This window comes from Streptomyces flaveolus (assembly GCF_000716535.1).
In the GTDB taxonomy this organism is placed as follows: Bacteria; Actinomycetota; Actinomycetes; order Streptomycetales; family Streptomycetaceae; genus Streptomyces; species Streptomyces flaveolus_A.
This window is the reverse complement of sequence record NZ_JNWV01000027.1, coordinates 105984-130987: the sequence shown is the minus strand read 5'-3', so window position 1 is coordinate 130987 and position 25004 is coordinate 105984. Positions and strand designations below refer to the sequence as shown.

General features: G+C 71.6%; 26 protein-coding genes. 22 read left to right on the top strand and 4 right to left on the bottom strand.

Features of this window, described 5'->3' with window-relative positions:
- Positions 1–26 precede the first annotated feature (26 nt).
- From OO52_RS28195 to prcA, 4 genes are all read left to right on the top strand, one after another.
- Entirely contained in the window at positions 27–245 is a 219-nt protein-coding gene (locus OO52_RS28195) for a ubiquitin-like protein Pup (RefSeq protein WP_020939002.1), read from the top strand.
- Between the two features lie 49 nt (positions 246–294).
- A complete protein-coding gene (locus OO52_RS47970; protein WP_030653980.1) occupies positions 295–900 on the top strand; it encodes an endonuclease VII domain-containing protein in 606 nt (201 codons plus the stop codon).
- Positions 852–1697: a proteasome subunit beta gene (prcB, locus tag OO52_RS28185; RefSeq protein ID WP_030653985.1), complete on the top strand. Its 846-nt coding sequence runs from the start codon at positions 852–854 to the stop codon at positions 1695–1697. Before OO52_RS47970 ends, prcB begins: the two co-directional genes overlap by 49 nt.
- A 61-nt stretch (positions 1698–1758) precedes the next feature.
- Entirely contained in the window at positions 1759–2514 is a 756-nt protein-coding gene (gene prcA / locus OO52_RS28180) for a proteasome subunit alpha (RefSeq protein ID WP_030653988.1), read from the top strand.
- 60 nt (positions 2515–2574) lie between these two features.
- Here prcA and OO52_RS28175 read toward each other — a convergent pair whose 3' ends face one another.
- Positions 2575–3594, bottom strand: a complete 1020-nt coding sequence (locus tag OO52_RS28175) for a LacI family DNA-binding transcriptional regulator (RefSeq protein WP_030653991.1) — start codon at positions 3592–3594, stop codon at positions 2575–2577.
- Between the two features lie 117 nt (positions 3595–3711).
- On the opposite strand from OO52_RS28175, the gene OO52_RS28170 reads away from it, so the two are divergent.
- From OO52_RS28170 to OO52_RS28090, 17 genes are all read left to right on the top strand, one after another.
- Positions 3712–4971, top strand: a complete 1260-nt coding sequence (locus OO52_RS28170) for an MFS transporter (protein WP_030653994.1) — start codon at positions 3712–3714, stop codon at positions 4969–4971.
- Between the two features lie 9 nt (positions 4972–4980).
- The gene (pafA, locus tag OO52_RS28165; RefSeq protein ID WP_030653997.1) at positions 4981–6342 is read left to right on the top strand and encodes a Pup--protein ligase; all 1362 of its coding nucleotides are present in this window, start codon (positions 4981–4983) and stop codon (positions 6340–6342) included.
- Between the two features lie 143 nt (positions 6343–6485).
- Positions 6486–7490 carry an FKBP-type peptidyl-prolyl cis-trans isomerase gene (locus OO52_RS28160; protein ID WP_030654000.1) on the top strand — a complete coding sequence of 335 codons (1005 nt, stop codon included), beginning with the start codon at positions 6486–6488 and terminating at the stop codon, positions 7488–7490.
- Between the two features lie 87 nt (positions 7491–7577).
- Positions 7578–7949, top strand: coding sequence for an FKBP-type peptidyl-prolyl cis-trans isomerase (locus OO52_RS28155; protein WP_030654003.1), 372 nt, complete (start codon positions 7578–7580; stop codon positions 7947–7949).
- A 147-nt stretch (positions 7950–8096) separates the two neighbouring features.
- The gene (locus OO52_RS28150; RefSeq protein WP_030654006.1) at positions 8097–9050 is read left to right on the top strand and encodes a helix-turn-helix transcriptional regulator; all 954 of its coding nucleotides are present in this window, start codon (positions 8097–8099) and stop codon (positions 9048–9050) included.
- Between the two features lie 14 nt (positions 9051–9064).
- Positions 9065–10069, top strand: coding sequence for a helix-turn-helix transcriptional regulator (locus OO52_RS28145; protein ID WP_030654008.1), 1005 nt, complete (start codon positions 9065–9067; stop codon positions 10067–10069).
- Between the two features lie 121 nt (positions 10070–10190).
- Positions 10191–10484, top strand: coding sequence for a hypothetical protein (locus tag OO52_RS28140; protein ID WP_030654011.1), 294 nt, complete (start codon positions 10191–10193; stop codon positions 10482–10484).
- A gap of 42 nt (positions 10485–10526) precedes the next feature.
- A complete protein-coding gene (locus OO52_RS28135; protein WP_030654014.1) occupies positions 10527–10721 on the top strand; it encodes a membrane protein in 195 nt (64 codons plus the stop codon).
- A gap of 259 nt (positions 10722–10980) precedes the next feature.
- On the top strand, positions 10981–11262 hold the full coding sequence (gene tatA / locus OO52_RS28130; protein WP_030654017.1) for a Sec-independent protein translocase subunit TatA: 282 nt from the start codon (positions 10981–10983) through the stop codon (positions 11260–11262).
- Positions 11263–11309: 47 nt separating this feature from the next.
- Positions 11310–12260 carry a twin-arginine translocase subunit TatC gene (gene tatC / locus OO52_RS28125; RefSeq protein ID WP_030654020.1) on the top strand — a complete coding sequence of 317 codons (951 nt, stop codon included), beginning with the start codon at positions 11310–11312 and terminating at the stop codon, positions 12258–12260.
- A gap of 131 nt (positions 12261–12391) precedes the next feature.
- Entirely contained in the window at positions 12392–15244 is a 2853-nt protein-coding gene (locus tag OO52_RS28120) for a DEAD/DEAH box helicase (protein ID WP_030654023.1), read from the top strand.
- Positions 15245–15440: 196 nt separating this feature from the next.
- Complete coding sequence (locus OO52_RS49985; protein ID WP_158712575.1) at positions 15441–15731, top strand: hypothetical protein; 291 nt, start codon at positions 15441–15443, stop codon at positions 15729–15731.
- A gap of 518 nt (positions 15732–16249) precedes the next feature.
- The gene (locus tag OO52_RS28110; protein WP_196945605.1) at positions 16250–17920 is read left to right on the top strand and encodes a sensor histidine kinase; all 1671 of its coding nucleotides are present in this window, start codon (positions 16250–16252) and stop codon (positions 17918–17920) included.
- A complete protein-coding gene (locus OO52_RS28105) occupies positions 17917–18321 on the top strand; it encodes a roadblock/LC7 domain-containing protein (protein WP_030654027.1) in 405 nt (134 codons plus the stop codon). The genes OO52_RS28110 and OO52_RS28105 overlap by 4 nt, the downstream gene beginning before the upstream one ends.
- The gene (locus OO52_RS28100) at positions 18318–18752 is read left to right on the top strand and encodes a DUF742 domain-containing protein (RefSeq protein ID WP_030654028.1); all 435 of its coding nucleotides are present in this window, start codon (positions 18318–18320) and stop codon (positions 18750–18752) included. The genes OO52_RS28105 and OO52_RS28100 overlap by 4 nt, the downstream gene beginning before the upstream one ends.
- Positions 18733–19353, top strand: a complete 621-nt coding sequence (locus OO52_RS28095; RefSeq protein ID WP_030654030.1) for a GTP-binding protein — start codon at positions 18733–18735, stop codon at positions 19351–19353. The genes OO52_RS28100 and OO52_RS28095 overlap by 20 nt, the downstream gene beginning before the upstream one ends.
- A 46-nt stretch (positions 19354–19399) precedes the next feature.
- Complete coding sequence (locus tag OO52_RS28090) at positions 19400–20893, top strand: cytochrome P450 (protein ID WP_030939320.1); 1494 nt, start codon at positions 19400–19402, stop codon at positions 20891–20893.
- A 409-nt stretch (positions 20894–21302) separates the two neighbouring features.
- On the opposite strand, the gene OO52_RS28085 is transcribed toward OO52_RS28090, so the two are convergent.
- Positions 21303–22253 carry an RluA family pseudouridine synthase gene (locus OO52_RS28085; protein WP_030654689.1) on the bottom strand — a complete coding sequence of 317 codons (951 nt, stop codon included), beginning with the start codon at positions 22251–22253 and terminating at the stop codon, positions 21303–21305.
- An 87-nt stretch (positions 22254–22340) separates the two neighbouring features.
- On the opposite strand from OO52_RS28085, the gene OO52_RS28080 reads away from it, so the two are divergent.
- The gene (locus tag OO52_RS28080; protein ID WP_030654691.1) at positions 22341–22922 is read left to right on the top strand and encodes a GNAT family N-acetyltransferase; all 582 of its coding nucleotides are present in this window, start codon (positions 22341–22343) and stop codon (positions 22920–22922) included.
- 87 nt (positions 22923–23009) lie between these two features.
- On the opposite strand, the gene OO52_RS28075 is transcribed toward OO52_RS28080, so the two are convergent.
- Both OO52_RS28075 and OO52_RS28070 read right to left on the bottom strand, forming a co-directional pair.
- Entirely contained in the window at positions 23010–23858 is an 849-nt protein-coding gene (locus OO52_RS28075) for a siderophore-interacting protein (protein ID WP_030654693.1), read from the bottom strand.
- A gap of 110 nt (positions 23859–23968) precedes the next feature.
- A complete protein-coding gene (locus OO52_RS28070; RefSeq protein WP_030654695.1) occupies positions 23969–24889 on the bottom strand; it encodes a 5'-3' exonuclease in 921 nt (306 codons plus the stop codon).
- Positions 24890–25004: the final 115 nt, after the last annotated feature.

Here is a 25004-nt window from a genome sequence, read left to right as displayed (position 1 = left end):
CAGGCGAACTGAGCGGGGTGAGGGTTATGGCAACCAAGGACACGGGCGGCGGCCAGCAGAAGGCGACGCGCTCCACCGAGGAGGTCGAGGAGCAGGCGCAGGACGCGCAGGCCTCGGAGGACCTCAAGGAACGGCACGAGAAGCTGAGCGACGACGTGGACTCGGTTCTGGACGAGATCGACGACGTACTCGAGGAAAATGCCGAGGATTTCGTGCGGAGCTTCGTGCAAAAGGGTGGAGAGTAAAGGGCGCTACAGCCCAAGACCTTCAAATTGAAGGTGACAGGGGGCGAGGGTGGCTGGCGAAGTGGATGCGAAGCGATGCAGGAAATGCAAGCGAGGCCTGCCTCTGACCGCATTCGCACGGGACCGGAACCGGCGCGACGGTCTCCAGGTGGACTGCCGGGAGTGCGTGGCGGAATACAGCGCCGCGCACTACCGGCGGCGCCGGGAGGCTCTGGGGAAGCCGGTGCGGGAGAAGGTGGACGTTCCACCGGGGCACAAGCTGTGCCGGACGTGTGGGGAGATCAAGCCGCACAGCGAGTGGCACCGCAACGCCACCGCGTCCGACGGGTTGTCCACGCGCTGCAAGGCGTGCCGGGCGGCGCAGGGGCGGGAGCTGCATCTCAAGCGCCAGTACGGCCTCACCGCAGCCGAGCGGGACGAGTTGGTCAAGGCTCAGGGCGGAGTCTGCTGCATATGTCTTTCGGCTCCGCCCGCTCATGTGGATCACTGTCACGAGACGGGTAGGGTCCGTGGCGTACTGTGCTTCAGCTGCAACGCTGCACTGGGGCAGTTCAAGGATCAGCCCGAGGTCGTAAGACGGGCTGCTGCATATGTGGAAGGAAACGCGTGGAAGCCAACACTCGTAGCACCGGGCGTCTACCAGCTGCCTTCCTGACGCCAGGATCCTCTTCTTTCATGGACTTCCTCGCCGAGCACCAGCCCGAGCTGCTGCCCGGCAACCGGCAGCTTCCGCCCACCAAGGGCGTGATCGAGGCGCCGCACGGCACGACCATCGTGGCCGTGACGTTCCCCGGCGGCGTGGTGCTCGCCGGCGACCGCCGGGCCACGATGGGCAACGTGATCGCGCAGCGGGACATCGAGAAGGTGTTCCCGGCCGACGAGTACTCGGCCGTCGGCATCGCCGGCACCGCCGGCCTGGCCGTCGAGATGGTCAAGCTCTTCCAGCTCGAGCTGGAGCACTTCGAGAAGGTCGAGGGTGCGCAGCTCTCCCTGGAGGGCAAGGCGAACCGGCTGTCGACCATGATCCGTTCCAACCTCGGCATGGCCATGCAGGGCCTGGCCGTGGTGCCCCTCTTCGCGGGGTACGACCTGGACCGCGAGAAGGGGCGCATCTTCTCCTACGACGTCACGGGCGGCCGTTCCGAGGAGCACAACTTCGCGGCGACGGGCTCCGGCTCGATCTTCGCGCGCGGTGCGATGAAGAAGCTGTTCCGTGACGACCTTACCGAGGAGCAGGCCACCACCCTCGTGGTGCAGGCCCTCTACGACGCGGCTGACGACGACTCGGCGACCGGCGGTCCCGATGTCGCCCGCCGGATCTACCCGATCATCACCGTGATCACCGAGGACGGCTTCCGCCGGCTCACCGGGGACGAGGCGTCCGAGATCGCCCGCGCGGTGCTCCAGAAGCGCCTGGAGGAGCCCGACGGCCCCAAGGCCGCCCTGCTCTGAGCTTGGGCCCGGTTCTTATGAAGGTGATCCAGTGACCATGACAGAAAGGGACGGATAACCGGTGTCGACGCCGTTCTATGTCTCACCCCAGCAGGCCATGGCCGACCGGGCGGAGTACGCCCGCAAGGGCATCGCCCGCGGCCGCAGCCTGGTCGTGCTGCAGTACGCCGACGGCATCGTCTTCGTCGGCGAGAACCCGTCCCGCGCGCTGCACAAGTTCAGCGAGATCTACGACCGGATCGGCTTCGCCGCGGCCGGCAAGTACAACGAGTACGAGAACCTGCGCATCGGCGGTGTCCGCTACGCCGACCTGCGCGGCTACACCTACGACCGTGACGACGTCACCGCCCGCGGCCTGGCCAACGTCTACGCGCAGACGCTGGGCACGATCTTCTCCTCCGCCGCCGAGAAGCCGTACGAGGTGGAGCTGGTGGTGGCCGAGGTGGGGGAGACCCCCGAGGGCGACCAGATCTACCGGCTGCCGCACGACGGATCCATCGTGGACGAGCACGGCTCGGTCGCGGTGGGCGGCAACGCCGAGCAGATCAGCAGCTTCCTGGACCAGCGCCACCGCGACGGCATGAGCCTCGCGGAGGCCCTCAAGCTGGCCGTGCAGGCCCTGTCCCGGGACACCAACGGCAGCGAGCGGGAGATCCCCGCGGAGCGCCTCGAGGTCGCCGTGCTGGACCGCACGCGCCCGCAGAAGCGCAAGTTCAAGCGCATCGTCGGCCGCCAGCTCGCCCGCCTGCTGGCGGCGGACGGCGCGAGCACGGAGGCGGAGAGCGCGGACGGCTCCGAGGACACCGAGGAGGAGTAGCCGCCTCCCGCACGTGTCGCCGGGTGCCCCGGCCGGATCTCCGGCCGGGGCACCCGGCTTTCACGCGGTCGTGCGTGGCGGCGCCGTGGAGCCCCGGACGACGAGTTCGACGGGGATGTCCCCGCCCTGGGGCTCCCGGCCCTCCAGGACGGCCAGCAGGGCCCGCATGCCCCGTTCCCCGAACAGCTCGGCGTCCAGGCGTACCGTCGTGAGCTCGGGATCGATCGCTGTGGCCAGGGCCAGGTCGTCCAGGCCGGTGACGGACATGTCGTCCGGGACGCGCAGGCCCAGGCGGCGCAGCGCCTTGTAGGCGCCGGCGGCGAGCTTGTCGTCGTCGCAGACCACCGCGGTCGGCCGGGGGCCCGGCGCGGTGAGCGCGGCCTCCGTGGCGGCGAGCGCGGCCTCGATGGAGATCGGGGCCCGGACCGTGCGGACCTCGGTGCCCGGCACGGCGGCCATGCGCGCGGCCAGCTCCCGCGCGCGGACCTCGAAGGTCCAGGAGGGCACGTCGGCGGCGAGGTGCAGCACCCGGCGGTGGCCGAGGCCCAGCAGGTGCGCGGCGACCTGCCGGACACCGTCGGCGATGTCCAGGTTCACGGTCGCGGCGCCCAGGCTGCCCGCCGGGTCGCTGTCGAGCATGACCAGGGGGAGCTGGTCGCCCCGGATCGCGGTGAGGGCGTCGGCGGCCATCGAGGAGGCGAGCACGCCGTCCAGGGCGGACTGCGCGGAGGCGAAGGGGTCGCGGGCCGGGCCGATGCCCTCGGGGGAGGGGTAGAGCACCACACCGAAGCCGTGTTCGGCCGCGACGCGCGCGGCGCCGGTGTAGACGCCGGCGAAGAACTCCGTCGTCAGGGCGGGCACCACGAGCAGGACGGTACGGGTGCGGCCCAGGCGGAGGTTGCGGGCGGCGAGGTTGGGGCGGTAGCCCAGCTCGCGCGCGGCCTCGCGGACGCGCTCGGCGGTGGTCTCGGACACCCGGCCGCGCCATTTGTCGCCCAGGACGAGGGAGACGGCCGCCTGGGAGACCCCGGCCGCCTGGGCGACGTCCCGGCTGGTCGGGCGCGTGCTGCTGCGGGCCACCACTTGACTCCCGGTCGTCTGGACGTGCGAACAGCGCACATGGTACGTATGGCGAGGGACGTTATACGTAACACTTCGGGCCGTCACGGCGTCCCGGCGAGCCACGGAGGGCAGGACATGGCCACGGGATACCTGGACATCCTGAGGGCGAGGCACGCCCTGAGGCTGCTCACCGGCACCCTGGTGGGCCGGCTGCCCAACGCCAGCGCCGCCATCGCCCTGGTGCTCTTCGTCCGCGCCGAGGGCGGCACCTACAGCCTGGCCGGCACCCTCGCCGCCGTGTACGGCGTCGCGAACGCCGTCGGACAGCCCCTGCTGGGCCGTCTCGTGGACGTGTACGGCCAGCCGCGCGTCCAACTGCCCGCGGCTGTCCTCGCCGCCCTCGCCATGACCCTCTTCGCCTTCTCCGGCACCACACCGCTGCCGCTCGCCTACGCGGCCGTCGCGGCGGCCGGCCTGTTCGCCCCACCCCTGGAGGGCGGCCTGCGCGCGCTGTGGCCGTCCGTGCTGGGCCGCGAGGAGCAGGTGCACACCGCGTACGCCATGGACGCCATCGCGCAGGAGGTCATGTTCACCGTCGGCCCGCTGCTCGTGACCCTGTGCGTGGCCCTGTGGGACGAGCGCGCCGCACTGCTCGTGCTCAACCTGCTGGGCGTGCTCGGCGCGCTCTGCGTGGTGCTCTCGCCGCCCTCGCGCGCGTGGCGCTCGGCCCCGCGCGAGGCCCACTGGCTGGGCGCCCTGCGCTCGCCCGGCCTGCTCGCGCTGCTCGCCGCCTTCCTGTTCGTCGGCATCGCGCTGGGCTCCATCACGGTCGCCTCGGTGTCGTACGCGGACGGTCACGGCGGTGACGCGGTGTACGGCTGGCTGATGGCCGGAGTGGGCCTCGGGGCGCTGGCCGGCGGCACCGTCTACGGCGCACGCGCGTGGGGCGGCGTACCCGAACGGCGACTCAGAGTGCTGGTGGCCCTTCTGGCGGTGTGTTACCTGCCACTGATGCTGGTGCCGGGCGCGGTGGCCATGGTGTTGCTCAGCGTGCTCGCCGGTGTGTTCCTGGCGCCCTGCATCGCCTGCGCGTTCATCATCGTCGACCGGCACGCGCCGAGCGGGACCGTCACCGAGGCGTTCTCCTGGCTCGTGACGACGTTCACCGTGGGCGCCTCGGTCGGAACGGGCCTGGCAGGGCCGGTGGTCCAGGCCGGTGGCACCCTGTGGGGCTTCGCGCTGCCGGGTGCCGCCGGAGCCGTGTCGCTGCTGGTCCTGCTCGCCACCGGACGGGTCCTCGCAGCTCCCGCGCGAGGCGGGTTCGTTGCGGCTTCATCGGAAAATGATCCAAATCGTGCTGCCGAACCCCGTTTCAGCTCGGGGGATCGGGCGTAATGTTCCCTCATGGACCGCCGCATTTTCGGGCTGGAGAACGAGTACGGCGTCACGTGCACGTTCAGGGGACAGCGCCGCCTGTCTCCTGACGAGGTGGCGCGGTACCTCTTCCGCCGTGTCGTGTCATGGGGCCGCAGCAGCAATGTCTTTCTGCGAAACGGCGCCCGGCTCTATCTCGACGTGGGCTCACATCCGGAATACGCGACCCCCGAATGTGACAACGTGATCGAACTGGTCACCCACGACAAGGCCGGCGAGCGCATTCTCGAAGGACTCCTGGTGGACGCGGAACGACGCCTGCACGAGGAGGGAATCGCAGGCGACGTCTACCTCTTCAAGAACAACACCGACTCGGCGGGCAACTCCTACGGCTGCCACGAGAACTACCTGGTGGCCCGGCACGGGGAGTTCTCCCGGCTCGCGGACATCCTCATCCCCTTCCTCGTCACCCGGCAGCTGCTGTGCGGCGCCGGCAAGGTGCTCCAGACCCCGCGCGGCGCCGTCTACTGCGTCAGCCAGCGCGCGGAGCACATCTGGGAGGGCGTCTCCTCGGCGACGACCCGCTCCCGGCCCATCATCAACACCCGCGACGAACCCCACGCGGACGCCGAGCGCTACCGCCGGCTGCACGTCATCGTCGGCGACTCGAACATGTCCGAGACGACGATGCTGCTCAAGGTCGGCGCCACCGACCTGGTGCTGCGCATGATCGAGGCCGGCACCGTGATGCGCGACCTCACCCTGGAGAACCCGATCCGGGCGATCCGCGAGGTCAGCCACGACATCACCGGCCGGCGCAAGGTGCGCCTGGCCAGCGGCCGGGAGGCCTCGGCGCTGGAGGTGCAGCGCGAGTACTTCGACAAGGCCGTGGACTTCTGCGACCGCCGGGGCATCCGCACCGGCACGGTCGCGCAGGTCCTGGACCTGTGGGGCCGCACGCTCGAAGCGATCGAGAACGAGGAACTCGACCGCATCGAGACCGAGATCGACTGGGTCATGAAGTACAAGCTCATCGAGCGGTACCGGGCCAAGCACAACATGACGATGTCGCACCCGCGGGTCGCCCAGATAGACCTCGCCTACCACGACATCCACCGCCGTCGTGGGCTGTACTACCTGCTGGAGAAGAAGGGCCAAGCCGCTCGCGTCTGCAACGACTTGAAGATCTTCGAGGGCAAGTCGGTTCCTCCGCAGACCACTCGCGCCCGGCTGCGCGGCGACTTCATCCGGCGGGCACAGGAACAGCGCCGGGACTTCACGGTCGACTGGGTGCACCTCAAGCTCAACGACCAGGCACAACGCACCGTGTTGTGCAAGGACCCGTTCCGTTCGGTGGACGACCGGGTGGAGAAGCTCATCGCCGGAATGTAGTCACCGTGAGGTGAGTCAAGCGTTCCGGCACCGAAATGCCGGAGCGCCACACGGGCGCCGTACGTTTCCCGTACGGCGCCCTTGTCAGGTCGTAGAGTTGCGCGCACGCCATCCGCAAGATCGACCGATTACGAGGCTCTTCCGTGCGCCGACGCTCACTTCTCCTCGCCGCCGTTCCCGCAGGACTGGTCACGCTCGCCGGATGCGGTGACGACAAGTCCGACTCCAGCAAGACCGGCGCCTCACCGTCGGCCTCGGCGTCGTCCGCGCCCCCGCCCAAGATCGTGGACGGACCGCTGCCGGCGGTCACGGCGGGCACGAAGTTCGGTGAGAAGCCGACCGTCGCCAAGGGACCGGGCGAGCCGTCGAAGAACCTCGCGGTGAAGACGCTGATCGCGGGCAGTGGCCGCACGATCGCGGAGAACGACTTCATCCAGGCGAACTACCTCGGCCAGATCTGGAGCACGGCCAAGGTCTTCGACAACTCCTACGACCGCAAGCGCCCCCTCGTCATCCAGCTCGCCCAGGGCGGCATCATCGACGGCTGGCGGTACGGCCTCGCGGGCAAGAAGACCGGCAGCCGCGTCCAGCTGGCCGTCCCGCCCACCTGGGGCTACGGCAAGGAGGGCAACGCGCAGGCGGGCATCAAGGGCACCGACACCCTGGTCTTCGTCATCGACCTGATCGACTCCTTCAACTCCAAGAGCTCCGCCAAGGGCGCGCCGGTCCCGCAGGACGACGCCGCCCTGCCGAAGGTCGCCACCAACACCGACGGCCAGGTGCCCAAGGTCACCGTCCCCAAGGCCGACCCGCCGAAGAAGCTCGTGTCGGAGTACGTCCTGGAGGGCGACGGTCCCGAGCTGAAGGCCGACCAGGCGGTCCTGTGCCAGTTCCAGGGCCTGGTCTGGGAGGGCGGCAAGACCTTCCAGCGGACGTACGGCTCCGGCCGGCTCAGCCAGTTCTCGCTGGAGCAGATGCAGCAGGCGGTCAAGGGCCTCGCCCAGGGCCTGACCGGCAAGAAGGTCGGCAGCCGGGTCCTGATCGTCGTCCCGCCGGAGCTGGGCTACGGCGACAACCCGCCGAGCGGCGGAGTGATCAAGAAGGGCGCCACCCTCGTGTTCACCGTGGACATCCTCGCGGCGATGTAGCGTCCGGGACGCCCGGGGCGGGCGAGAGGCCCGCGATGATGAAAGACTGTCCACGTTTCGTGTCGTACACAAGCAGGAGCTTTTGACGTGAGCATCGAGAAGCCCGAGATCGACTTCCCGGGCGGCGAGCCCCCGGCGGACCTGGAGATCAAGGACATCTGGGAGGGTGACGGACCGGTCGCGCAGGCGGGCCAGAACGTCACCGTCCACTACGTGGGCGTCGCCTTCAGCACCGGCGAGGAGTTCGACGCCAGCTGGAACCGCGGCACCCCGTTCCGCTTCCCGCTGGGCGCCGGCCGGGTCATCAAGGGCTGGGACCAGGGCGTGCAGGGCATGAAGGTCGGTGGCCGCCGCCAGCTGACCATCCCCGCCCACCTCGCCTACGGCAACCAGAGCCCGACCCCGGCGATCAAGCCCGGCGAGACCCTCATCTTCGTGGTCGACCTGCTCGGCGTCTGATCCACCCCGATCGACCGGCCGGTTCCGACCGGAACCGATCACCTGGGGCCCATGCCTGCTCGGGCATGGGCCCTCGGCTTTTGTCACCGCCGCGCGGAGCGGTACGGTCATCGGTCAGAAGCACCATAGGGAAGGCGAAGGGCGTCGATGGCCATTGCCAAGGCCGAGCGGCTGATGAACCTCGCGCTGTGTCTGCTCGGGACGCGGCGGCCGCTCAGCAAGCGGGAGCTGCGCGAGTCCATCGAGGCCTACCTGGAAGCGGGCAGTGACGACTCCTTCAACCGCATGTTCGAGCGGGACAAGGACGACCTGCGGGAACTGGGCCTGGTCATCGAGACCGTCGAGAACCTCGACGGCGAGGTGGGCTACCTCGCCCGCCGCGACAGCAACCGCCTGCCCCCCATCACCCTGGACGCCGAGGAGGCCGCCGCTCTCGGCCTCGCCGCCAAGGTCTGGCAGCAGGCCCGGCTGGCCGGGGCCGCCAGCGGCGCCCTGCAGAAGCTGCGCGCCGCCGGGCTCCCCGAGGACGTCGACCCGTACGAGGCGCACGGCGCGCTGGAGCCGCGCATCCCGGTGCACGAGGCCGCCTTCGAGCCGCTGATGCTCGCCTGCCGCGACCGCCGCCCGGTGGTCTTCGAGTACCGCAAGGCCTCCGCCGCCCGCCCCGAGCCCCGGCACGTCGAGCCGTGGGCCCTGGAGTGCTGGCGCGGCCACTGGTACCTGGCCGGCTTCGACCGCGACCGGGGCGCCGAGCGCGTCTTCCGGCTCTCCCGGATCACCGGCAAGGTCCGCTCCCGGGGCACGGGCTTCACCGCGCCCGTGCCGGACGTCGTCACCGTGCGTGAGACCGTCGCGAGCTGGGCCGGAGAGATCGCCGACCGCTCCGCGCTGATCCGGCTGCGCTCCGGCTCCGGTTACCCCCTTCGGGCGAAGGCCACCAAGGTCCGGGAACTCGGTGACGGCTGGGACGAGTTGGAGATCCCGTACGGGCACGGCCTGGACGCCTGGCTGGTGGAGTTCGGGCCGGACGTGGTGGTCGTGGAGCCGGCCGAGCTGCGGGCCGACGTGGTGGACCGGCTGCGCGCCGTGGCCAAGGGCTGAGGGGGAGCAGGACTGTGGCAGGCAAACCGGCCAGGACGGTCAACGCCATCGACCAGACCCGGCGGATGCTCTCCCTGGTGACGTACCTGAGAGAGCGCCCCGGCGCCCGGATCGCCGATGTCGCGCGCGCCTTCGGCATCACCGAGGACGAGCTGGTCGCCGACCTCGATCTGCTGCCCATGTGCGGCACCAGCTTCCGCGGCGGCGACCTGCTGGACATCGACACCGACGGCGAGCGCATCTGGTGGCACAACCCGGCCGCGCTCGGCGAGGAGGCGGCCGAACCGCTCCGGCTCGCCGCCGACGAGGCCACCGCGCTGCTGGTCGCCGCCCGCGCGGTGTCGACCCTGCCGGGACTGCGGGAGAGCGACCGCCAGGCCCTGCTGCGGGCCACCGCCAAGGTGGAGGCCGCGGCCGGCGAGGCCGCCGGTGCCAGCTCCCGCCTGTCGGTGACCTTCGAGTCCGAGGGCGGGGTCTTCGCCGACGTCGACCGGGCGATCTCCGAGCGCCGCAGGCTGTGGATCCGCTACTACTCCCCGGCCCGGGACGAGGTCACCGAGCGCGAGATCGACCCCATCCGCCTGGTCAGCGTCGGCCACACCTATGTGGAGGCCTGGTGCCGCCGCTCCGAGGCCCGGCGCACCTTCCGCCTCGACCGGGTCGCCGAGATCAGGATCCTCGACGAGCCCTCGGCACCGCCCGAGATAGAACTGCGCGACCTCTCCGAGGGGCTGGTGCAGCCCGCCGCCGAGGACCCCGAGGTGGTGGTCGAGGTCGGGCCCGGTGGCCGCTGGGTCGCCGAGTACTACCCGCACGACAGCGCCGATGAGCTTCCCGACGGCGGGCTGCGTATCACCCTGCGCACCCCCGACCCGGCCTCGCTGCGCCGACTCGCCCTGCGCCTCGGCCGCGACGGCCGCATCGTCTCCCCGCCGGAGCTGGCCGAGAGCGCCCGGAGAGCGGCGACGGAGGCGTTGGCGGCGTACGACACGGAGCCGCCGGCGGGCTCCGGGCAGTGAGGCGCGCCCACAGGGGCGCGGGGAGCCGCCCGGCAGGCCCCCGTGGCGCCGCGGACGCGAAACGGCACGACGCGGCACCGCCGGCGGCGCTTGGCGAACGACCAGAAGAAGGAGCGAGGCTGTGAGCGAGTCTCCGGAGTCCGGTGGGCGTGAGATGACGGTGGCGACCGCCTTCGCCGGCATGAGAAGAGCGGTCCCGGTGATGTTCAGGGCCGGCTGCCCGGACTGCCGCGGCCGCTTCGAGCTCGCCGCCGGCGCGCTGCGCCTCGCCATCGGCGCCAGCAGCCGGACGACGTTCTACTCCTTCACCTGCCCCGACTGCGGTGCCGCCGTCCGCAAGCCCGCCGGGGAGCGGATCGTCGAGCTGCTCACCGGGGGCGGGGTCAGGACCCTGCGGCTGCACTCCACGGTGTAGCCGCCTGCGTTTCGCGTCGGCGGACGGTCTAGGCTCGGCGTCATGTTCTGGCCGATGTTCGCGGTAGCGATGGGTTTCCTGGGTGTCGCCGTCCTGGGGGTGCTCGCCGTACGGGTGTTCCTGGAGGCGCGGCGCCTCGGGGAGCAGGTCGCGGACTCCGCGCGCCGTATCAACAGGGCCGCCGAGGATCTGGAGCGGGCGACCGTGCGCGCGGCCGACGCCGTGGACGCGCTGTGAGCGGCGCCGAGCGGTGCCTGTGAGACCGGCGACGCAAGCGCTTTGCGTCACTTCGCCCTGTCATGCTGCCCTGTGGGGCAGGTACGCTGCTGGTCGTGGTGTGGAGAACGAGGCCCGCACCGTGGACCGGGAGTACGCACGGGGATTGCCTCACGTTTACCCCAGAGCGTTACGATCGCTGCCAGCACGGCCTTCGGACACATGTCCGACCGGTCGGACAGCACCCCACCCAGCCGCCTCGGTGAGAAGGTAAAGACTTATGTTCGGAAGGCTCGGAGCTCCCGAGATCATTCTCATCCTCGTCGTCATCATCCTGCTGTTCGGCGCGAAGAAGCTTCCGGACATGGCCCGCTCGCTCGGCAAGTCCGCGCGCATCCTCAAGAGCGAGGCCAAGGCGATGAAGGAAGAAGGAGGCAACGCCTCCGCCCAGGCGCCCAGCTCGGGCGAGCAGCCTCCGGCGCAGCGCACCATCCAGGCGGCCCCCGGTGACGTGACCAGCTCGCGGCCGGTCAACGAGCCGACGGACACCACCCAGCGCTGACGCACGGCCGGAAACCCCCGGCCTGCCGCACGAGATGAGGACGTGGGTTGCTCAAGCCTGCCCGCAACAAGGAGAAGGATCCCGAGGGGCGGATGCCCCTCGCGGATCACCTTCGTGAGCTCCGCAACCGGCTCGCGAAGGCCATGCTGGCCGTCGTCGTCGTGACGGTCGTCGCCGCCTTCTTCTACAACGACATCATCAACTTCCTGACGAGGCCCATCCTCGACTCGATCGGTTGCCCGGCGACCTTCGCGGAGCTGGCGAAGGCCAGCGGCAAGCACCAGTGCGCCGAGATCACGATCAACGGTCTCCTCGCCCCGTTCACGCTGGCCCTCCAGGTCTCCCTGACGGCGGGTGTCGTGCTGGCCTCGCCGATCTGGCTGTACCAGCTCTGGGCCTTCGTCGCGCCGGGTCTGCACCGGCACGAGAAGAAGTACGCCTACGCCTTCGTCTTCACCGGCGCCCCGCTGTTCTTCGGTGGTGCCTTCTTCGCGTACAAGGTGCTGCCCACCACCGCGAAGGTGCTGATCGACTTCACGCCGAACGGGTCCATCAGGAACTTCCTGCCGCTGGACGACCTGCTGCAGCTGGTCACCCGCATGGTGGTCGTCTTCGGCCTCTCCTTCGAGCTGCCGCTGCTGCTGATCATGCTCAACCTCACCGGTGTGCTGACCGGCCGGCGCATGCTCGGCTGGTGGCGCGCCATGATCCTCGGCATCACGGTCTTCGCGGCCGTGGCCACCCCGAGCACCGACCCGCTGTCCATGCTGGCCCTCGCCGGGCCGATCTGGGTGCTGTACTTCGGCGCGGTCGCCTTCTCGCTGCTCAACGACAAGCGCCGACGCCGTCGCGAGGCCGCGGGCCCCGCCGACGACGAGGCCTCCGATCTGGACCTCACGCCCGAGGACATCGGCGACGTCGAGCCCGTCTCGGCCACCCGGGCCCTGCCCGAGCAGGCGAGTACCGACCGGGTCAACGGATACGACGACGTGACCTGAGCCCTCACCGAGCCGCCACGCGATGCCCCCGCCCCCCTGAGGACGGGGGCATCCGTGTCTCACCGGCCGCCTGGCGTACTTTCTTCCGGTCTTCTTACCCTCCGTCTTTCGTCCGGAGGGTGATCCGGATAATGATCGTCCTGTTGTCGGTGGGGCCCGGTACGCTCGAAAGCACGATGACAGAGGACCTCTCACCGGCCGAGCGGTACGCGGCAGCCCGCAGGCGGGCAGCCGAGCAGGCCACCGCGCTCGCCTCCTTCCGCGAGATGTACGACTTCGGCCTCGACCCCTTCCAGATCGAGGCCTGCCAGGCACTCGAAGCGGGGAAGGGCGTTCTGGTGGCCGCCCCCACCGGCTCGGGCAAGACGATCGTGGGCGAGTTCGCCGTCCACCTCGCCCTGGGGCAGGGCAAGAAGTGCTTCTACACGACACCCATCAAGGCGCTGTCGAACCAGAAGTACGCCGACCTGTGCCGCCGCTACGGCACCGGGAAGGTGGGCCTGCTCACCGGCGACAACAGCGTGAACTCCGACGCCCCGGTGGTCGTGATGACCACCGAGGTGCTGCGGAACATGCTCTACGCCGGCTCGCAGACGCTCCTCGGCCTCGGCTACGTGGTCATGGACGAGGTGCACTACCTCTCCGACCGCTTCCGCGGCGCCGTCTGGGAGGAGGTGATCATCCACCTGCCCGAGTCGGTGACCCTGGTCTCGCTCTCCGCCACCGTGTCCAACGCGGAGGAGTTCGGCGACTGGCTGGACACCGTCCGCGGCGACACCGAGGTGATCGTCTCCGAGCACCGGCCCGTGCCGCTGTTCCAGCACGTGCTCGCCGGGCGCCGGATGTACGACCTGTTCGAGGAGGGTGAGGGCCACAAGAAGGCCGTCAACCCCGATCTGGTCCGGCTGGCCCGCATGGAGGCCACCCGGCCGTCGTACCAGGACCGCAGGCGCGGCCGGGCGATGCGCGAGGCCGACCGGGAGCGGGAGCGCAGACAGCGCTCGCGCGTGTGGACCCCGGGCCGTCCCGAGGTCATCGAGCGGCTCGACTCCGAGGGCCTGCTCCCGGCCATCACCTTCATCTTCAGCCGCGCCGCCTGCGAGGCCGCCGTCCAGCAGTGCCTGTACGCGGGCCTGAGACTCAACGACGAGGAGGCGCGGGAGCAGGTCCGCGCCCTGGTCGAGGAGCGCACCGCGTCCATCCCGCCGGAGGACCTGCACGTCCTCGGCTACTACGAGTGGCTGGAGGGCCTGGAGCGCGGCATCGCCGCCCACCACGCCGGCATGCTGCCGACCTTCAAGGAGGTCGTGGAGGAGCTGTTCGTACGCGGCCTGGTCAAGGCCGTGTTCGCCACCGAGACCCTCGCGCTCGGCATCAACATGCCCGCCCGCTCCGTGGTGCTGGAGAAGCTCGTCAAGTGGAACGGCGAGCAGCACGCCGACATCACGCCCGGTGAGTACACCCAGCTCACCGGCCGGGCCGGCCGCCGGGGCATCGACGTCGAGGGCCATGCCGTGGTGCTGTGGCAGCGCGGCATGAGCCCCGAGCACCTCGCCGGTCTCGCGGGCACGCGCACGTACCCGCTGCGCTCCAGCTTCAAGCCGTCGTACAACATGGCGGTCAACCTGGTCGAGCAGTTCGGCCGGCACCGCTCGCGCGAGCTGCTGGAGACCTCCTTCGCCCAGTTCCAGGCCGACAAGTCGGTCGTGGGCATCTCGCGTCAGGTGCAGCGCAACGAGGAGGGGCTGGCCGGCTACAAGGCCTCGATGACCTGTCACCTCGGCGACTTCGAGGAGTACGCGCGGCTGCGCCGCGAGCTGAAGGACCGGGAGACCGAGCTGGCCCGGCAGGGCGCGAACGAGCGGCGTGCCGAGGCCGCCGTCGCCCTGGAGAAGCTGAAGCCGGGCGATGTCATCCATGTGCCCACGGGCAAGTACGCGGGCCTCGCCCTGGTCCTGGACCCGGGCCTGCCGACGGGCCGGTCCAACGGCCACCGCGGCTTCGACCACCACGACGGGCCGCGTCCGCTGGTGCTGACCGCCGAACGGCAGGTCAAGCGGCTGGCGTCGATGGACTTCCCGGTGCCGGTCGAGCCGCTGGACCGGATGCGGATCCCGAAGTCCTTCAACCCGCGCTCGCCGCAGTCCCGTCGGGACCTCGCCTCCGCGCTGCGCACCAAGGCCGGGCACATCCCGCCGGAGCGGGCGCGCAAGAAGCGGTCCCAGGCCGCCGACGACCGCGAGATCGCACGGCTGCGGACGGCGATCCGGGCACACCCCTGCCACGGGTGCAACGACCGTGAGGACCACGCCCGTTGGGCCGAGCGCTACCACCGGCTGATGCGCGACACCTCGCAGCTGGAGCGGCGCATCGAGGGCCGCACCAACACCATCGCGCGGACCTTCGACCGCATCGTGGCCCTGCTGACCGAGCTGGACTACCTGCGCGGTGACGAGGTCACCGAGCACGGCAAGCGGCTCGCGCGGCTCTACGGCGAACTGGACCTGCTGGCCAGCGAGTGCCTGCGCGAGCGGGTCTGGGAGGGGCTGGCCCCCGCCGAACTCGCCGCCTGCGTGTCGGCGCTCGTGTACGAGGCCCGGGTCGGCGACGACGCGATGGCGCCGAAGCTGCCCTCCGGCAAGGCCAAGGCCGCGCTCGGCGATATGGTCCGGATCTGGGGCCGGCTCGACGGGCTGGAGGAGGAGTTCCGGATCCACCAGAGCGAGGGCGTCGGGCAGCGGGAGCCGGATCTCGGGTTCGCCTGGGCCGCGTACATGTGGGCGTCCGGCAAGGGGCTCGACGAGGTGCTGCGGGAGGCGGAGATGCCGGCCGGGGACTTCGTGCGGTGGTGCAAGCAGGTCATCGACGTGCTCGGGCAGATTTCCGCGGCGGCTCCCGCGGAGGGCTCGACCGTGGCCAAGGCCGCGCGCAAGGCTGTCGATCAGTTGCTGCGGGGTGTGGTCGCCTACTCGTCCGTGGGGTGACCTGTCCGGCAGGACCCGGACCGTCCTCGCCGGGCGGCCCGGGCCCAGCGGGCGTACCAGGCCCGCGGCGAAGGCGTTCCACCACGCGTGCGCGCATGCCTTTGCGTCTCGCGTGCCGGGCGCGTCCAGCAGGGTGGGGACATGCGAGTGCCGGCGCGGCGCAGGCGTGTTCGTGGGCCGCGCGGAGGGTGACGTCGTGGCTGCCGTCAGACCGGCCGGGGCGCGCAGGAAGGCCGGCGGCGGGAAGCGTCCGCGCGGGATCCAGGGGTGGCGGGCCGCCGGTTCCGATGGCCTCGCCGGGCGGCTCCGCCCGCTCCCGGAGGAGCGTGGCGGACAGGCCCGGGCGGTCGCCGGCGGATCGTCGGTCCGCCTCGCCGTCGTTCCGGACGGCGTCGCTCTCGCGGACACCGCCGCCCTGCCCATGGCCGGGATCACCGCGCCGCGCAGCCTGTTCGGGTGCCGGGTGCCGGGTGCCGGGTGCCGATGAGCGGAGCGTGTTCGCCGCGGGAAGCGCTCCGGAATCCGCGGCGGCCTGTTGGCGCCCGGCGAGGCGTGGGCTGAGCATCGGCCGGGCATCCGGTGGACCCGTCGGCCCTGGCCGTCTTCGCCCCGCTCGGGTGCCGGGGAAGGCGGTGCTCGGCGTGACCGGGTGATGGCGGTCACGGCGAAGGGAACGGGGACCGCGGCCGCCGAGGTGCGGCCGCGGTCCCCTTTTCACTCCGCACGGTGAGCGACTCTCGTACGCCCGTGCGCCGTTACGCCTCGTGTGCGAGCAAAAGCCCAGCGTGCAAAAGGAGTTGAGAGTACTCCCCCTCGCGGGGCGATTTCAGGTGCTTGCCGAATATGACACGGCGATGATCCGGTCGGACTAAGCTCGCCCGCGGCGCACCGAGTTGAGGTAAATCGTGCGTCTGTTCCCAAATGCGGAAACCATCCCGACAGTTCCCTGTACCTTCCCCCCGCAAGCACCCCCGACACCCAGCCGATTCGTCTCAGAAGGCATCCATGGTGAGTGTTCAGAAGCCTCCCGGTCGCCGTGAACGTCCCTATGCGCGCGTGCTGTTGCCACCGGCCATAGTGATGGCCGCGGCGGCCGGGGCCGCCGTCGCCCTGGTACCGCCCACGGCCCGGCTCGCCGTCGGCGTGTGCGGAGCACTGGCCGTCCTGCTGGTCCTCGGCACGGCCGGGGAGGCCGTCCGGCGCGGCCGTCTGCTCCGCGAGGCGCGGGCCGAACACGCCCGGCACGCCGCGTACCTGGAGCAGCGGATCGCCGCGCACAACGATCTGATGGAGCGCTTCGCCACCGATGTCCTGCCCGCCGGCTTCTACCGGCTGCGCCGCGGCCAGGTGCTCCGGGACGTCGTACGCGACGTGTTCGACGCGGATCCCGAACTGCGCGGCCTGCCCGAGGGCTACCGCGAGCTGGTGCGCATCGCGCTGCGCGGCGCGGACCAGGAGATCTCGATGCGCGACGCCACCGAGCGCTCCTTCGTGAGCGTCGCCCGCCGCGTCCAGGCCATCGTCCACCAGCAGGCCTACGAACTCCGCGAGATGGAGGAGGACCACGGCCGCAACCCCGAGGTCTTCGACGACCTGCTCCGCATCGACCACGGCACCTCGCTGATCGGCCGGCTCGCCGACACCATCTCCGTCCTCGGCGGCGGCCGGCCCGGCCGCCAGTGGCCCAAGCCGGTCTCCCTCTACAGCGTGCTGCGCGGCGCGATGTCCCGCATCCTGGAGTACCGCCGCATCAACCTCGCCTCGATCGTCAACATCAACATCAAGGGCACCGCGGTCGAGCCGGTCATCCACGCCGCCGCCGAACTCCTCGACAACGCCACGCGCTACTCGCCGCCGTCGACGAAGGTGCACGTCACCGCCGTCGAGGTGCAGGCGGGCGTCGTCATCGAGATCGAGGACTGCGGTGTCAGCCTCAGCGAGGAGTCCCGCGCCCGCATCGAGCGGATGATCGAGGACGCCAAGAACGGCGAGGACGCGCACAACCTCGGCGAGAACCCGCGCCTCGGCCTCGCCGTCGTCGGCCGCCTCTGCAAGCGGTTCGACATGGACGTCTCGCTGCGCTCCTCCGCGTACGGCGGTGTCCGCGCGATCCTCGTGGTGCCGCGCGTCATGACGACCACCGAACCCGGCGTCGGCGCCGCGCACGGCATCGGGGCCGCCGCCGCCCAGATCCCCACGGCGGACGCCGTCGAGGGCCCCAAGCGCCCGCCCAAGAAGCGCCGTCCCACCAGCCCCAAGATCCCCGCCGGGATCTCACTGGAGGACGACATCCCCGAGGTCACGGAGTGGACCGCGGGCGGCCTGCCGCAGCGCCGCAGCCGGGTGAAGACCCCGCTCAGCCAGCGGTACGCCGAACAGGCCGCCATCGAACGCGCCGAGCGCGAGGGCCGGCCGACCATCTGGTCCCAGAAGCAGGCGGAGCCGGAACCCGAGCCCGAGATCGACCCCGAGCGCAAGAAGCTCATGGAACGGCCGCCGGGCATGTGGATGGAGGCCTTCTGGGACGGCCTGCGCGAGGGCATGCCCCCGGACACCCCCACCTCCGAACTGACCGACTTCACGCTCCACCCCACCAAGTACCTGCATCTGCTCAAAGATTCGGCCGACCCCGCCCCGGGCGCCATGGAGGCCGACGACGAGGGGGACCTCAAGTGATCCAGCAGCGAGGCAACCTTGACTGGATGCTCAAGCAGCTGAACGACGGCGTGCCGGGCATCGAGATGATCGTGGTCCTCTCCGCCGACGGTCTGCGCATCGCCCGCTACGGCGGCGACCCCGACGCCGCCGACCGGGTCGCCGCCGCCTGCGCGGGCGTACAGAGCCTGGCCGGCGCCATCATCCAGGAGCTGCCCGGCGCCGGCGACATGAAGACCGTCGTCTTCGAGATCGACGGCGGCTACTTCTACCTGATGAACGCCGGCCCCAACGCCTACCTCGCCGTGCTCTCCGACGTGACCTGCGAACCGGGGCGCATGAGCGGCATGATGCGTGACCTCGTCGTCCGGATCGGCGCCCATCTCACCAGTCCGCCCCGGCGGAACGGGCAGACCGTATGACCCCTCCACGACGCACGCGGCGCCGGCCGCAGCCCCCGCCCGCCGCACAGCCCCCGCGGCTGCCGCAGCCTCCGTCGCCCGAGGCGGTGGAGGCCAAGGGGCCGGGCGACAACCCGGAGCGGCTGTACTCCGTCGCCGGTTCCGGCGACGGCGCCCGCGCCGAACTCGATCTGGTGACCCTGATCGTCGCGCGTTCCGCGCCCCCGGTCTCCGCCACCCCGGAGCAGGCGGCAGTGCTCCGGCTCTGCAAGGCCCCCCTGTCCGTGGCGGAGCTGTCGGCCTACCTCCGACTGCCGTTCAGCACGATGACCGTCCTGCTCACCGAGCTGATCACGGCCGAACTGGTGCAGGCGCGCGCCCCCATCGTCCGCCAGGCGCTTCCCGACCGTTCACTCCTCGAAGCGGTGATGCATGGACTTCAAAGGCTCTGACACCCTCCCCGGCCCGCGCACCGAGGACCACCTGCCGCACACCGCGCAGGCCGCGGTGAAGATCGTGATCGTGGGCGGGTTCGGCGTCGGCAAGACCACCATGGTCGGTTCGGTCAGCGAGATCAGACCGCTGACCACCGAGGAGACCATGACCCAGGCCGGCATCGGCGTCGACGACGACTACGGCTCCGAGTCCAAGACGGCCACCACCGTGGCCATGGACTTCGGCCGGATCAGCATCACCGAGAAACTGGTGCTCTACCTCTTCGGCACCCCCGGCCAGGAGCGCTTCTGGTTCCTGTGGAACGGCCTGTTCGAAGGCGCGCTCGGCGCGGTCGTCCTGGTCGACACCCGGCGCCTGGAGGTCAGCTTCGACGTCATGGGCCGGCTGGAGGAGGGCGGCGTGCCCTTCGTCGTCGCCGTCAACTCCTTCCCGGACGCGCCCCGTTATCCGATCGAGGAACTGCGCACCGCCCTGGACCTGAGCCCGGACATCCCGATCATCGACTGCGACGTGCGCCGCCGTGCCTCCAGCAAGGACGTGCTGATGACCCTGATGGGCTTCCTGCACTCGCTCGCCATGTCCGGCGCCCTCACCTGACCGGCAGCCCACCGACCCCGACCCCTTCCGTTCCGGAGCGACCACTGTGACGCCTGAATCCCCCTCACCGACCGGGACACCCGACACCCTCTCCGGTCCGCCCCCGGGCTGCCCCGCGCACGGCCTCGGCCCCGGCTTGCCGCGCCGGCTGTACGGCCCTGACGCGGAGGACCTCGGCGACCTCTACGAGCGCCTGCGGGAGGAGCACGGCCCCGTGGCGCCCGTGCTGCTCCACGACGACGTACCGATGTGGGTGGTCCTCGGCCACGCCGAGAACCTGCAACTGGTGCGCAACCCTTCGCAGTTCACCCGCGACAGCCGGGTCTGGACCCCGCTGCGCGAGGGCATGGTCAAGCCCGACCACCCGCTCATGCCGCACATCGCCTGGCAGCCCATCTGCTCCCACGCCGAGGGCGAGGAGCACAAGCGGCTGCGCGGCGCGGTCACCGCGGCCATGGAGACCATCGACCACCGCGGGGTGCGCCGGCACATCGGCCGCTACACCCAGATCCTGGTCAACAGCTTCTGCGAGCGGGGCCGGGCCGAACTGGTCGGCCAGTTCGCCGAGCACCTGCCGATGGCCGTGATGTGCGAGATCCTCGGCATGCCCGAGGAGTACAACGACCGGATGGTGCAGGCCGCCCGTGACGCACTCAAGGGCACCGAGACCGCCATCCAGAGCCACACCTACGTCATGGACGCGCTCAGCCGGCTCACCACCCGGCGGCGCGCCCGGCCCGAGGACGACTTCACCAGCCACCTCCTCACCCACCCGGCCGGGCTCAGCGACGACGAGGTCCGCGAACACCTGCGGGTCGTCCTATTCGCCGCCTACGAGGCCACCGTGAACCTCCTCGCCAACGCGCTGCGCATGGTCCTCACCGAGCCGGGGTTCCGGGCCCAGCTCAACGGCGGCCAGATGACCGTGCCGGAGGCGATCGAGCAGTCCCTGTGGGACGAGCCGCCCTTCAGCACGGTCTTCGGCTACTACGCCAAGCAGGACACCGAGCTGGGCGGCCGGCAGATCCGCAAGGGTGACGGGCTGCTCTTCGCGCCCGCACCGGGCAACGTCGACCCGCGGGTGCGGCCCGACCTGTCCGCGAGCATGCAGGGCAACCGCGCCCATCTCGCCTTCGGTGGCGGCCCGCACGAGTGCCCCGGCCAGGACATCGGCCGTGCCATCGCCGACGTCGGCGTCGACGCGCTGCTCACGCGGCTGTCCGACATCCAGCTCGACTGCGCCGAGGAGGACCTGCGCTGGCGGTCGTCCATCGCCTCCCGGCACCTGGTGGCCCTGCCGGTGCGCTTCGAACCGAAGCCGCAGCAGGACGTCGACATGCCGCCGCGGGCCATGCCGGTCCCGCCGCAGCGCTCCCACTGGCAGGTCGGCACCCTGAGCAGCGACCCGGCCCCGACCGCCGACCCGGCCCCGGCACCCGCCCGCGCGCCCTTCGCCCCGCCCCCCACCCCTCCGACCCCGGAACCGCCCCGCCCCCGGGGCCTGTGGGGCCGGCTGCTGCGCTGGTGGCGCGGAGAGTGACAACGGGGTGACTCCCGGGCGGCACCCGCTCCGGTGGGGGCGGGTGCCGCGGCCCGAGGAGGCGCTCCGTCGAGCCGGAGCGCCTCCGCTGCGGGCTCGGCTGTCTCTGGCAGGGGGCCGGGGCCGTCGTCCGGCGAGGTCTCGGCTGGCTGTTGCGTCGGCGCTGTCTGTGAGGGCGGGGTCGGCCTGCGCAGTGGGTTCGGCGTCGTGCGGTGGGTTCGGCCTGCCCAGTGAGGTCGGCTTGCCCGATGAGGTCGGCGTCCGGTGAGGTCGGCTCGTCCGGTGAGGCCGTCGCCCTCCGGTGGGGTCGGTTCTCCCCGGCGGAGCACACCTGGCGGGCTCGGCTGCCTCTGGCAGGTGACGCCGGGCGGCGAGGTCCCGGACGGCTGTGGCGCCGGCGCCCGCCGGGCTAGGTCCCGTCCGCCCAAGCCTCGTGGGACGTCCACGCGCGGAGGGTGCGGGTGCTGGTGAACGTGTGTTCCGTGCCGGTGACCGGGTCGGTGAACTCCAGCTCCCGCGCGAGCAGTTGCAGGGGGCGGCGGAAGTCGCCGGCCGGGACCGGAGCGGTCACCTCGGGGTACAGCGGGTCGCCGAGGATGGGCACGCCCAGGGCGGTCAGGTGCACCCGGAGCTGGTGGGTCTGCCCGGTGGCGGGCACGAGCCGGTAGCGGCCCAGCCCGGCCCGGTGCCCGATCAGTTCCACCCGGGTCTCGGCGTTCGGCTCGCCCGGCACCTCCCGCGCGGCCGGCACCCCGCGCTCCTTCACGATCCTGCTGCGCACGGTCCGGGGAAGGACGAGCGCGGGATCGTACGGCGCCACGGCCTCGTACTCCTTGCGCACCCGCCGGTCCCGGAACAGCGACTGGTACGCGCCCCGCTCCTCGGGCCGCACCGTGAACAGCACCAGCCCCGCGGTGAGCCGGTCCAGCCGGTGCGCCGCCGTCAGCGTCGGGATGCCCAGCTCGCGCCGGAGCCGGGCCAGCGCGGTCTCGGCGACATGCGAGCCGCGCGGGGTCGTGGCCAGGAAGTGCGGCTTGTCGGCCACCACGATGTGCTCGTCCCGGTACACCACCTCCACCGGGAACGGCACCGGCACCTCGGCGGGCAGCTCGCGGTGGAACCAGACGAACATCCCCGGCCGGTACGGCGCGTCCGGCGCCACGGCCCGCCCGTCGGCCCCGACCACCAGCCCGGCGGCGAACATCGACTCGACCACCCCGGGCGGGGCCCCCGTCAGCCGCTCCACCAGATGCTCCCGCACGGTGGCCCACGCCCCGGCCACGGGCAGCCGGACGCGGACGGGATCCACCCCCTCGCGCTGGGGGAGCGGGGCGGGCGGGGGCGGCGTACGGCGTCTCATCGGGGTCAAGGGTACGGGCGGACGGTCACCCCGGTGGCCGACGGAATGAGGCGGTCCGCCGGCCCCGCACTCGGCAGGATAGGGATCATGCCGTTTCTCACCAGCCCCGTCCTGACCCCCGGCACCCTCGTCCGCGCCCCGCAGCCCACCCTCCCCGCCGCCGACGGCATGCTCCTGCGCCCGTGGCGGGCCGAGGACGCGCCCGCCGTGCACGCGGCCTTCGCGGACCCGGTGCTGCGCCAGTGGCACGGCCGCTCCTGCGACTCCGCGGAAGAGGCCGCCGACTGGATCGCGCAGTGGCGGACGGGGTGGGCGGACGAGCGCGAGGCGCAGTTCGCCGTCGTGGACGAGGGCACGGACGCACTGCTGGGCCGGGTCGCGCTGCGCCAGATCCTGCTCGGCGACGGCGTCGCCGAGATCGCGTACTGGACGGTGGCGGGGGCGCGGGGCCGGGGCGTGGCCCTGCGTGCCGTGACGGTCCTGACCCACTGGGCCTTCGAGGAGATCGGCTTCCACCGCCTGGAACTCATGCACGCCATCGCCAACCCCGCTTCCTGCCGGGTCGCCGGCAAGGCCGGCTTCGCCCTGGAGGGCACCAAGCGCAGCGCCTACCTCCACCAGGACGGCTGGCACGACATGCATCTGCACGCGCGCGTACGGGGCGACTGATCCGCAGCCGGTCCTCGCCGGGGAACAGGGGCACCGGGCGCACGAAAGCGGCGGCACCCTCACCGGATGCCGCCGCCTCCGCGTCGCTCAGGCAGCCGCCACCGTGCCGCCCTCCTGCTCCGCCTCGATCCGGGCGTTCCACTCCCGCTTGGAGGCCTGCCAGCCGTCCTCGTTGTGGCCGAGCCGCCAGTAACCGGAGATCGACAGGTCCTCGCGGGGGATCTGGCGCTCGACCCGCAGCAGCCGGCGCAGCTCCTTCACGAAGCTCGCCTCGCCGTGCACGAAGGCGTGCGGCCGGCCCTCCGGGAACTCCAGCCCCCGCACGGCCTCCAGCAGGGCCTCGCCGACCGGCCGGTCGCCGCGGTGCAGCCAGACGACCGGCACCCCCGTGTCGATCTTCTGCTCCTCCTCGGGGCCGGAGACCTCGATGAACGCGTGCGCGCGGGCGCCGGCGGGCAGCGTCTCCAGGGCGCGTGCGATGGCGGGCAGCGCGCTCTCGTCCCCGGCGAGCAGGTGCCAGTCGGCCCCGGGGTCGGGCGCGTAGGCGCCGCCGGGTCCCATGAAGCGCACGGTGTCGCCGGGCCGCGCGCGCAGGGCCCAGGGGCCGGCCAGGCCCTCGTCGCCGTGGATCACGAAGTCCAGGGTCAGCTCGCGCTGTCCGGGGTCCCAGGCGCGCACGGTGTAGGTCCGGGTCACCGGCCACTGCTCGCGCGGGAACTCGGCGCGGATCCGCTCCAGGTCGAAGGGCTCCGGGTAGGTGACACCGGCCGCGCCGAACAGCAGCTTCACATAGTGGTCGGTGCAGGTGTCCGCGGCGAATCCGGCCAGGCCCTCGCCACCGAGCACCACGCGCTGCATGTGCGGGGTCAGCCGCTCGGTGCGCACCACCTGGGCGGTATGGGGCTTGCGCGGCTTTCGTCCCGGACGCTCTGCCATCACGGCCTCCTGCGGATTGGTTAGGGTTACCTAAGTTAGCACCTCGCCCGGATGCGACGCCTCTTCGATGAGCGTTCGATGAGATCCCTTTGCCGGAATATGGGCCGACCTCATTCCGCCAGCGTGTTCAGCAGCCGCTGCAACGAGCCGCCGAGGCCCCACCGGTGCGTCAGTGCCTCCAGTGCCGCCGGGTCGTGCGGGGTGCGCGGCAGGGCCGTGTCGACGTCCGGCAGCGGCACGTCGTCGGCGACCCGCACCACCTTCGGCGCGACCGCCAGATACGGCCGGGCCTCGGTGAGCCGCTTGCGCTGCGACGGCGTGAGCTTCGCCCGCGGGTCGTCGACCGCCGCCATGATCCCGGCCAGGTCGCCGAACTCGGCGAGCAGCTTCGCTGCCGTCTTCTCGCCGATGCCGGCCACGCCCGGCAGACCGTCGCTCGGATCGCCGCGCAGCAGCGCCAGATCCGCGTACCCGCGCCCGTCGACGCCATACTTCTCGCGCAGCGCCGCCTCGTCGGTCAGCTGGAGCGTGCCGACGCCCTTCACCGGGTACAGCACCCGGACCTCGCGCTTGTCGTCCACGAGCTGATACAGGTCGCGGTCGCCGGTGACGATGTCCACCGGGCCCCCGGCCCGCGCGGTGAACGTGCCGATCACGTCGTCCGCCTCGTACCCCGCGACGCCGACGCGGGCGATCCCGATCGCGTCCAGCACGTCCTCGATCACCGGCACCTGCGGGGCGAGGGCGTCCGGCACCTCCTCCTCGTCCGGCGCGCCCTCGTGCTCCTCGGCGACCCGGTGCGCCTTGTAGGTGGGGATGAGGTCCACCCGCCACTGCGGGCGCCAGTCGGCGTCCATGCAGGCCACCAGGTGCTCCGGGCGGTGGTCCTTGACCAGTCGGTCGATGAAGTCCAGCAGCCCGCGGACCGCGTTGACGGGCGTGCCGTCCGGCGCCTTCACGGAGTCCGGGACGCCGAAGTAGGCGCGGAAGTACAGCGAGGCGGTGTCGAGAAGCATGAGTCGTCCGGTCACGCTCGCATCATGCCGCACGGCACCGACAGCGGCCCCCGCCACCGGAACGCGTTGCGTCACGCGCATCGCCGTGAACCCGGCCACGTACGCGTTTGACCCGGCCCGGCCTGGGGAG

What these genes read in the sequence shown, in the direction of transcription:
- OO52_RS28195 (WP_020939002.1), top strand. Translation starts at nt 27, where the DNA reads ATGGCAACCAAGGACACGGGCGGCGGCCAGCAGAAGGCGACGCGCTCC.
- OO52_RS28170 (WP_030653994.1), top strand. Translation starts at nt 3,712, where the DNA reads ATGGCCACGGGATACCTGGACATCCTGAGGGCGAGGCACGCCCTGAGG.
- pafA (WP_030653997.1), top strand. Translation starts at nt 4,981, where the DNA reads ATGGACCGCCGCATTTTCGGGCTGGAGAACGAGTACGGCGTCACGTGC.
- OO52_RS28150 (WP_030654006.1), top strand. Translation starts at nt 8,097, where the DNA reads ATGGCCATTGCCAAGGCCGAGCGGCTGATGAACCTCGCGCTGTGTCTG.
- OO52_RS28135 (WP_030654014.1), top strand. Translation starts at nt 10,527, where the DNA reads ATGTTCTGGCCGATGTTCGCGGTAGCGATGGGTTTCCTGGGTGTCGCC.
- tatA (WP_030654017.1), top strand. Translation starts at nt 10,981, where the DNA reads ATGTTCGGAAGGCTCGGAGCTCCCGAGATCATTCTCATCCTCGTCGTC.
- OO52_RS28120 (WP_030654023.1), top strand. Translation starts at nt 12,392, where the DNA reads ATGATCGTCCTGTTGTCGGTGGGGCCCGGTACGCTCGAAAGCACGATG.
- OO52_RS28110 (WP_196945605.1), top strand. Translation starts at nt 16,250, where the DNA reads ATGGTGAGTGTTCAGAAGCCTCCCGGTCGCCGTGAACGTCCCTATGCG.
- OO52_RS28100 (WP_030654028.1), top strand. Translation starts at nt 18,318, where the DNA reads ATGACCCCTCCACGACGCACGCGGCGCCGGCCGCAGCCCCCGCCCGCC.
- OO52_RS28095 (WP_030654030.1), top strand. Translation starts at nt 18,733, where the DNA reads ATGGACTTCAAAGGCTCTGACACCCTCCCCGGCCCGCGCACCGAGGAC.
- OO52_RS28085 (WP_030654689.1), bottom strand. Translation starts at nt 22,253, where the DNA reads ATGAGACGCCGTACGCCGCCCCCGCCCGCCCCGCTCCCCCAGCGCGAG.
- OO52_RS28080 (WP_030654691.1), top strand. Translation starts at nt 22,341, where the DNA reads ATGCCGTTTCTCACCAGCCCCGTCCTGACCCCCGGCACCCTCGTCCGC.
- OO52_RS28075 (WP_030654693.1), bottom strand. Translation starts at nt 23,858, where the DNA reads ATGGCAGAGCGTCCGGGACGAAAGCCGCGCAAGCCCCATACCGCCCAG.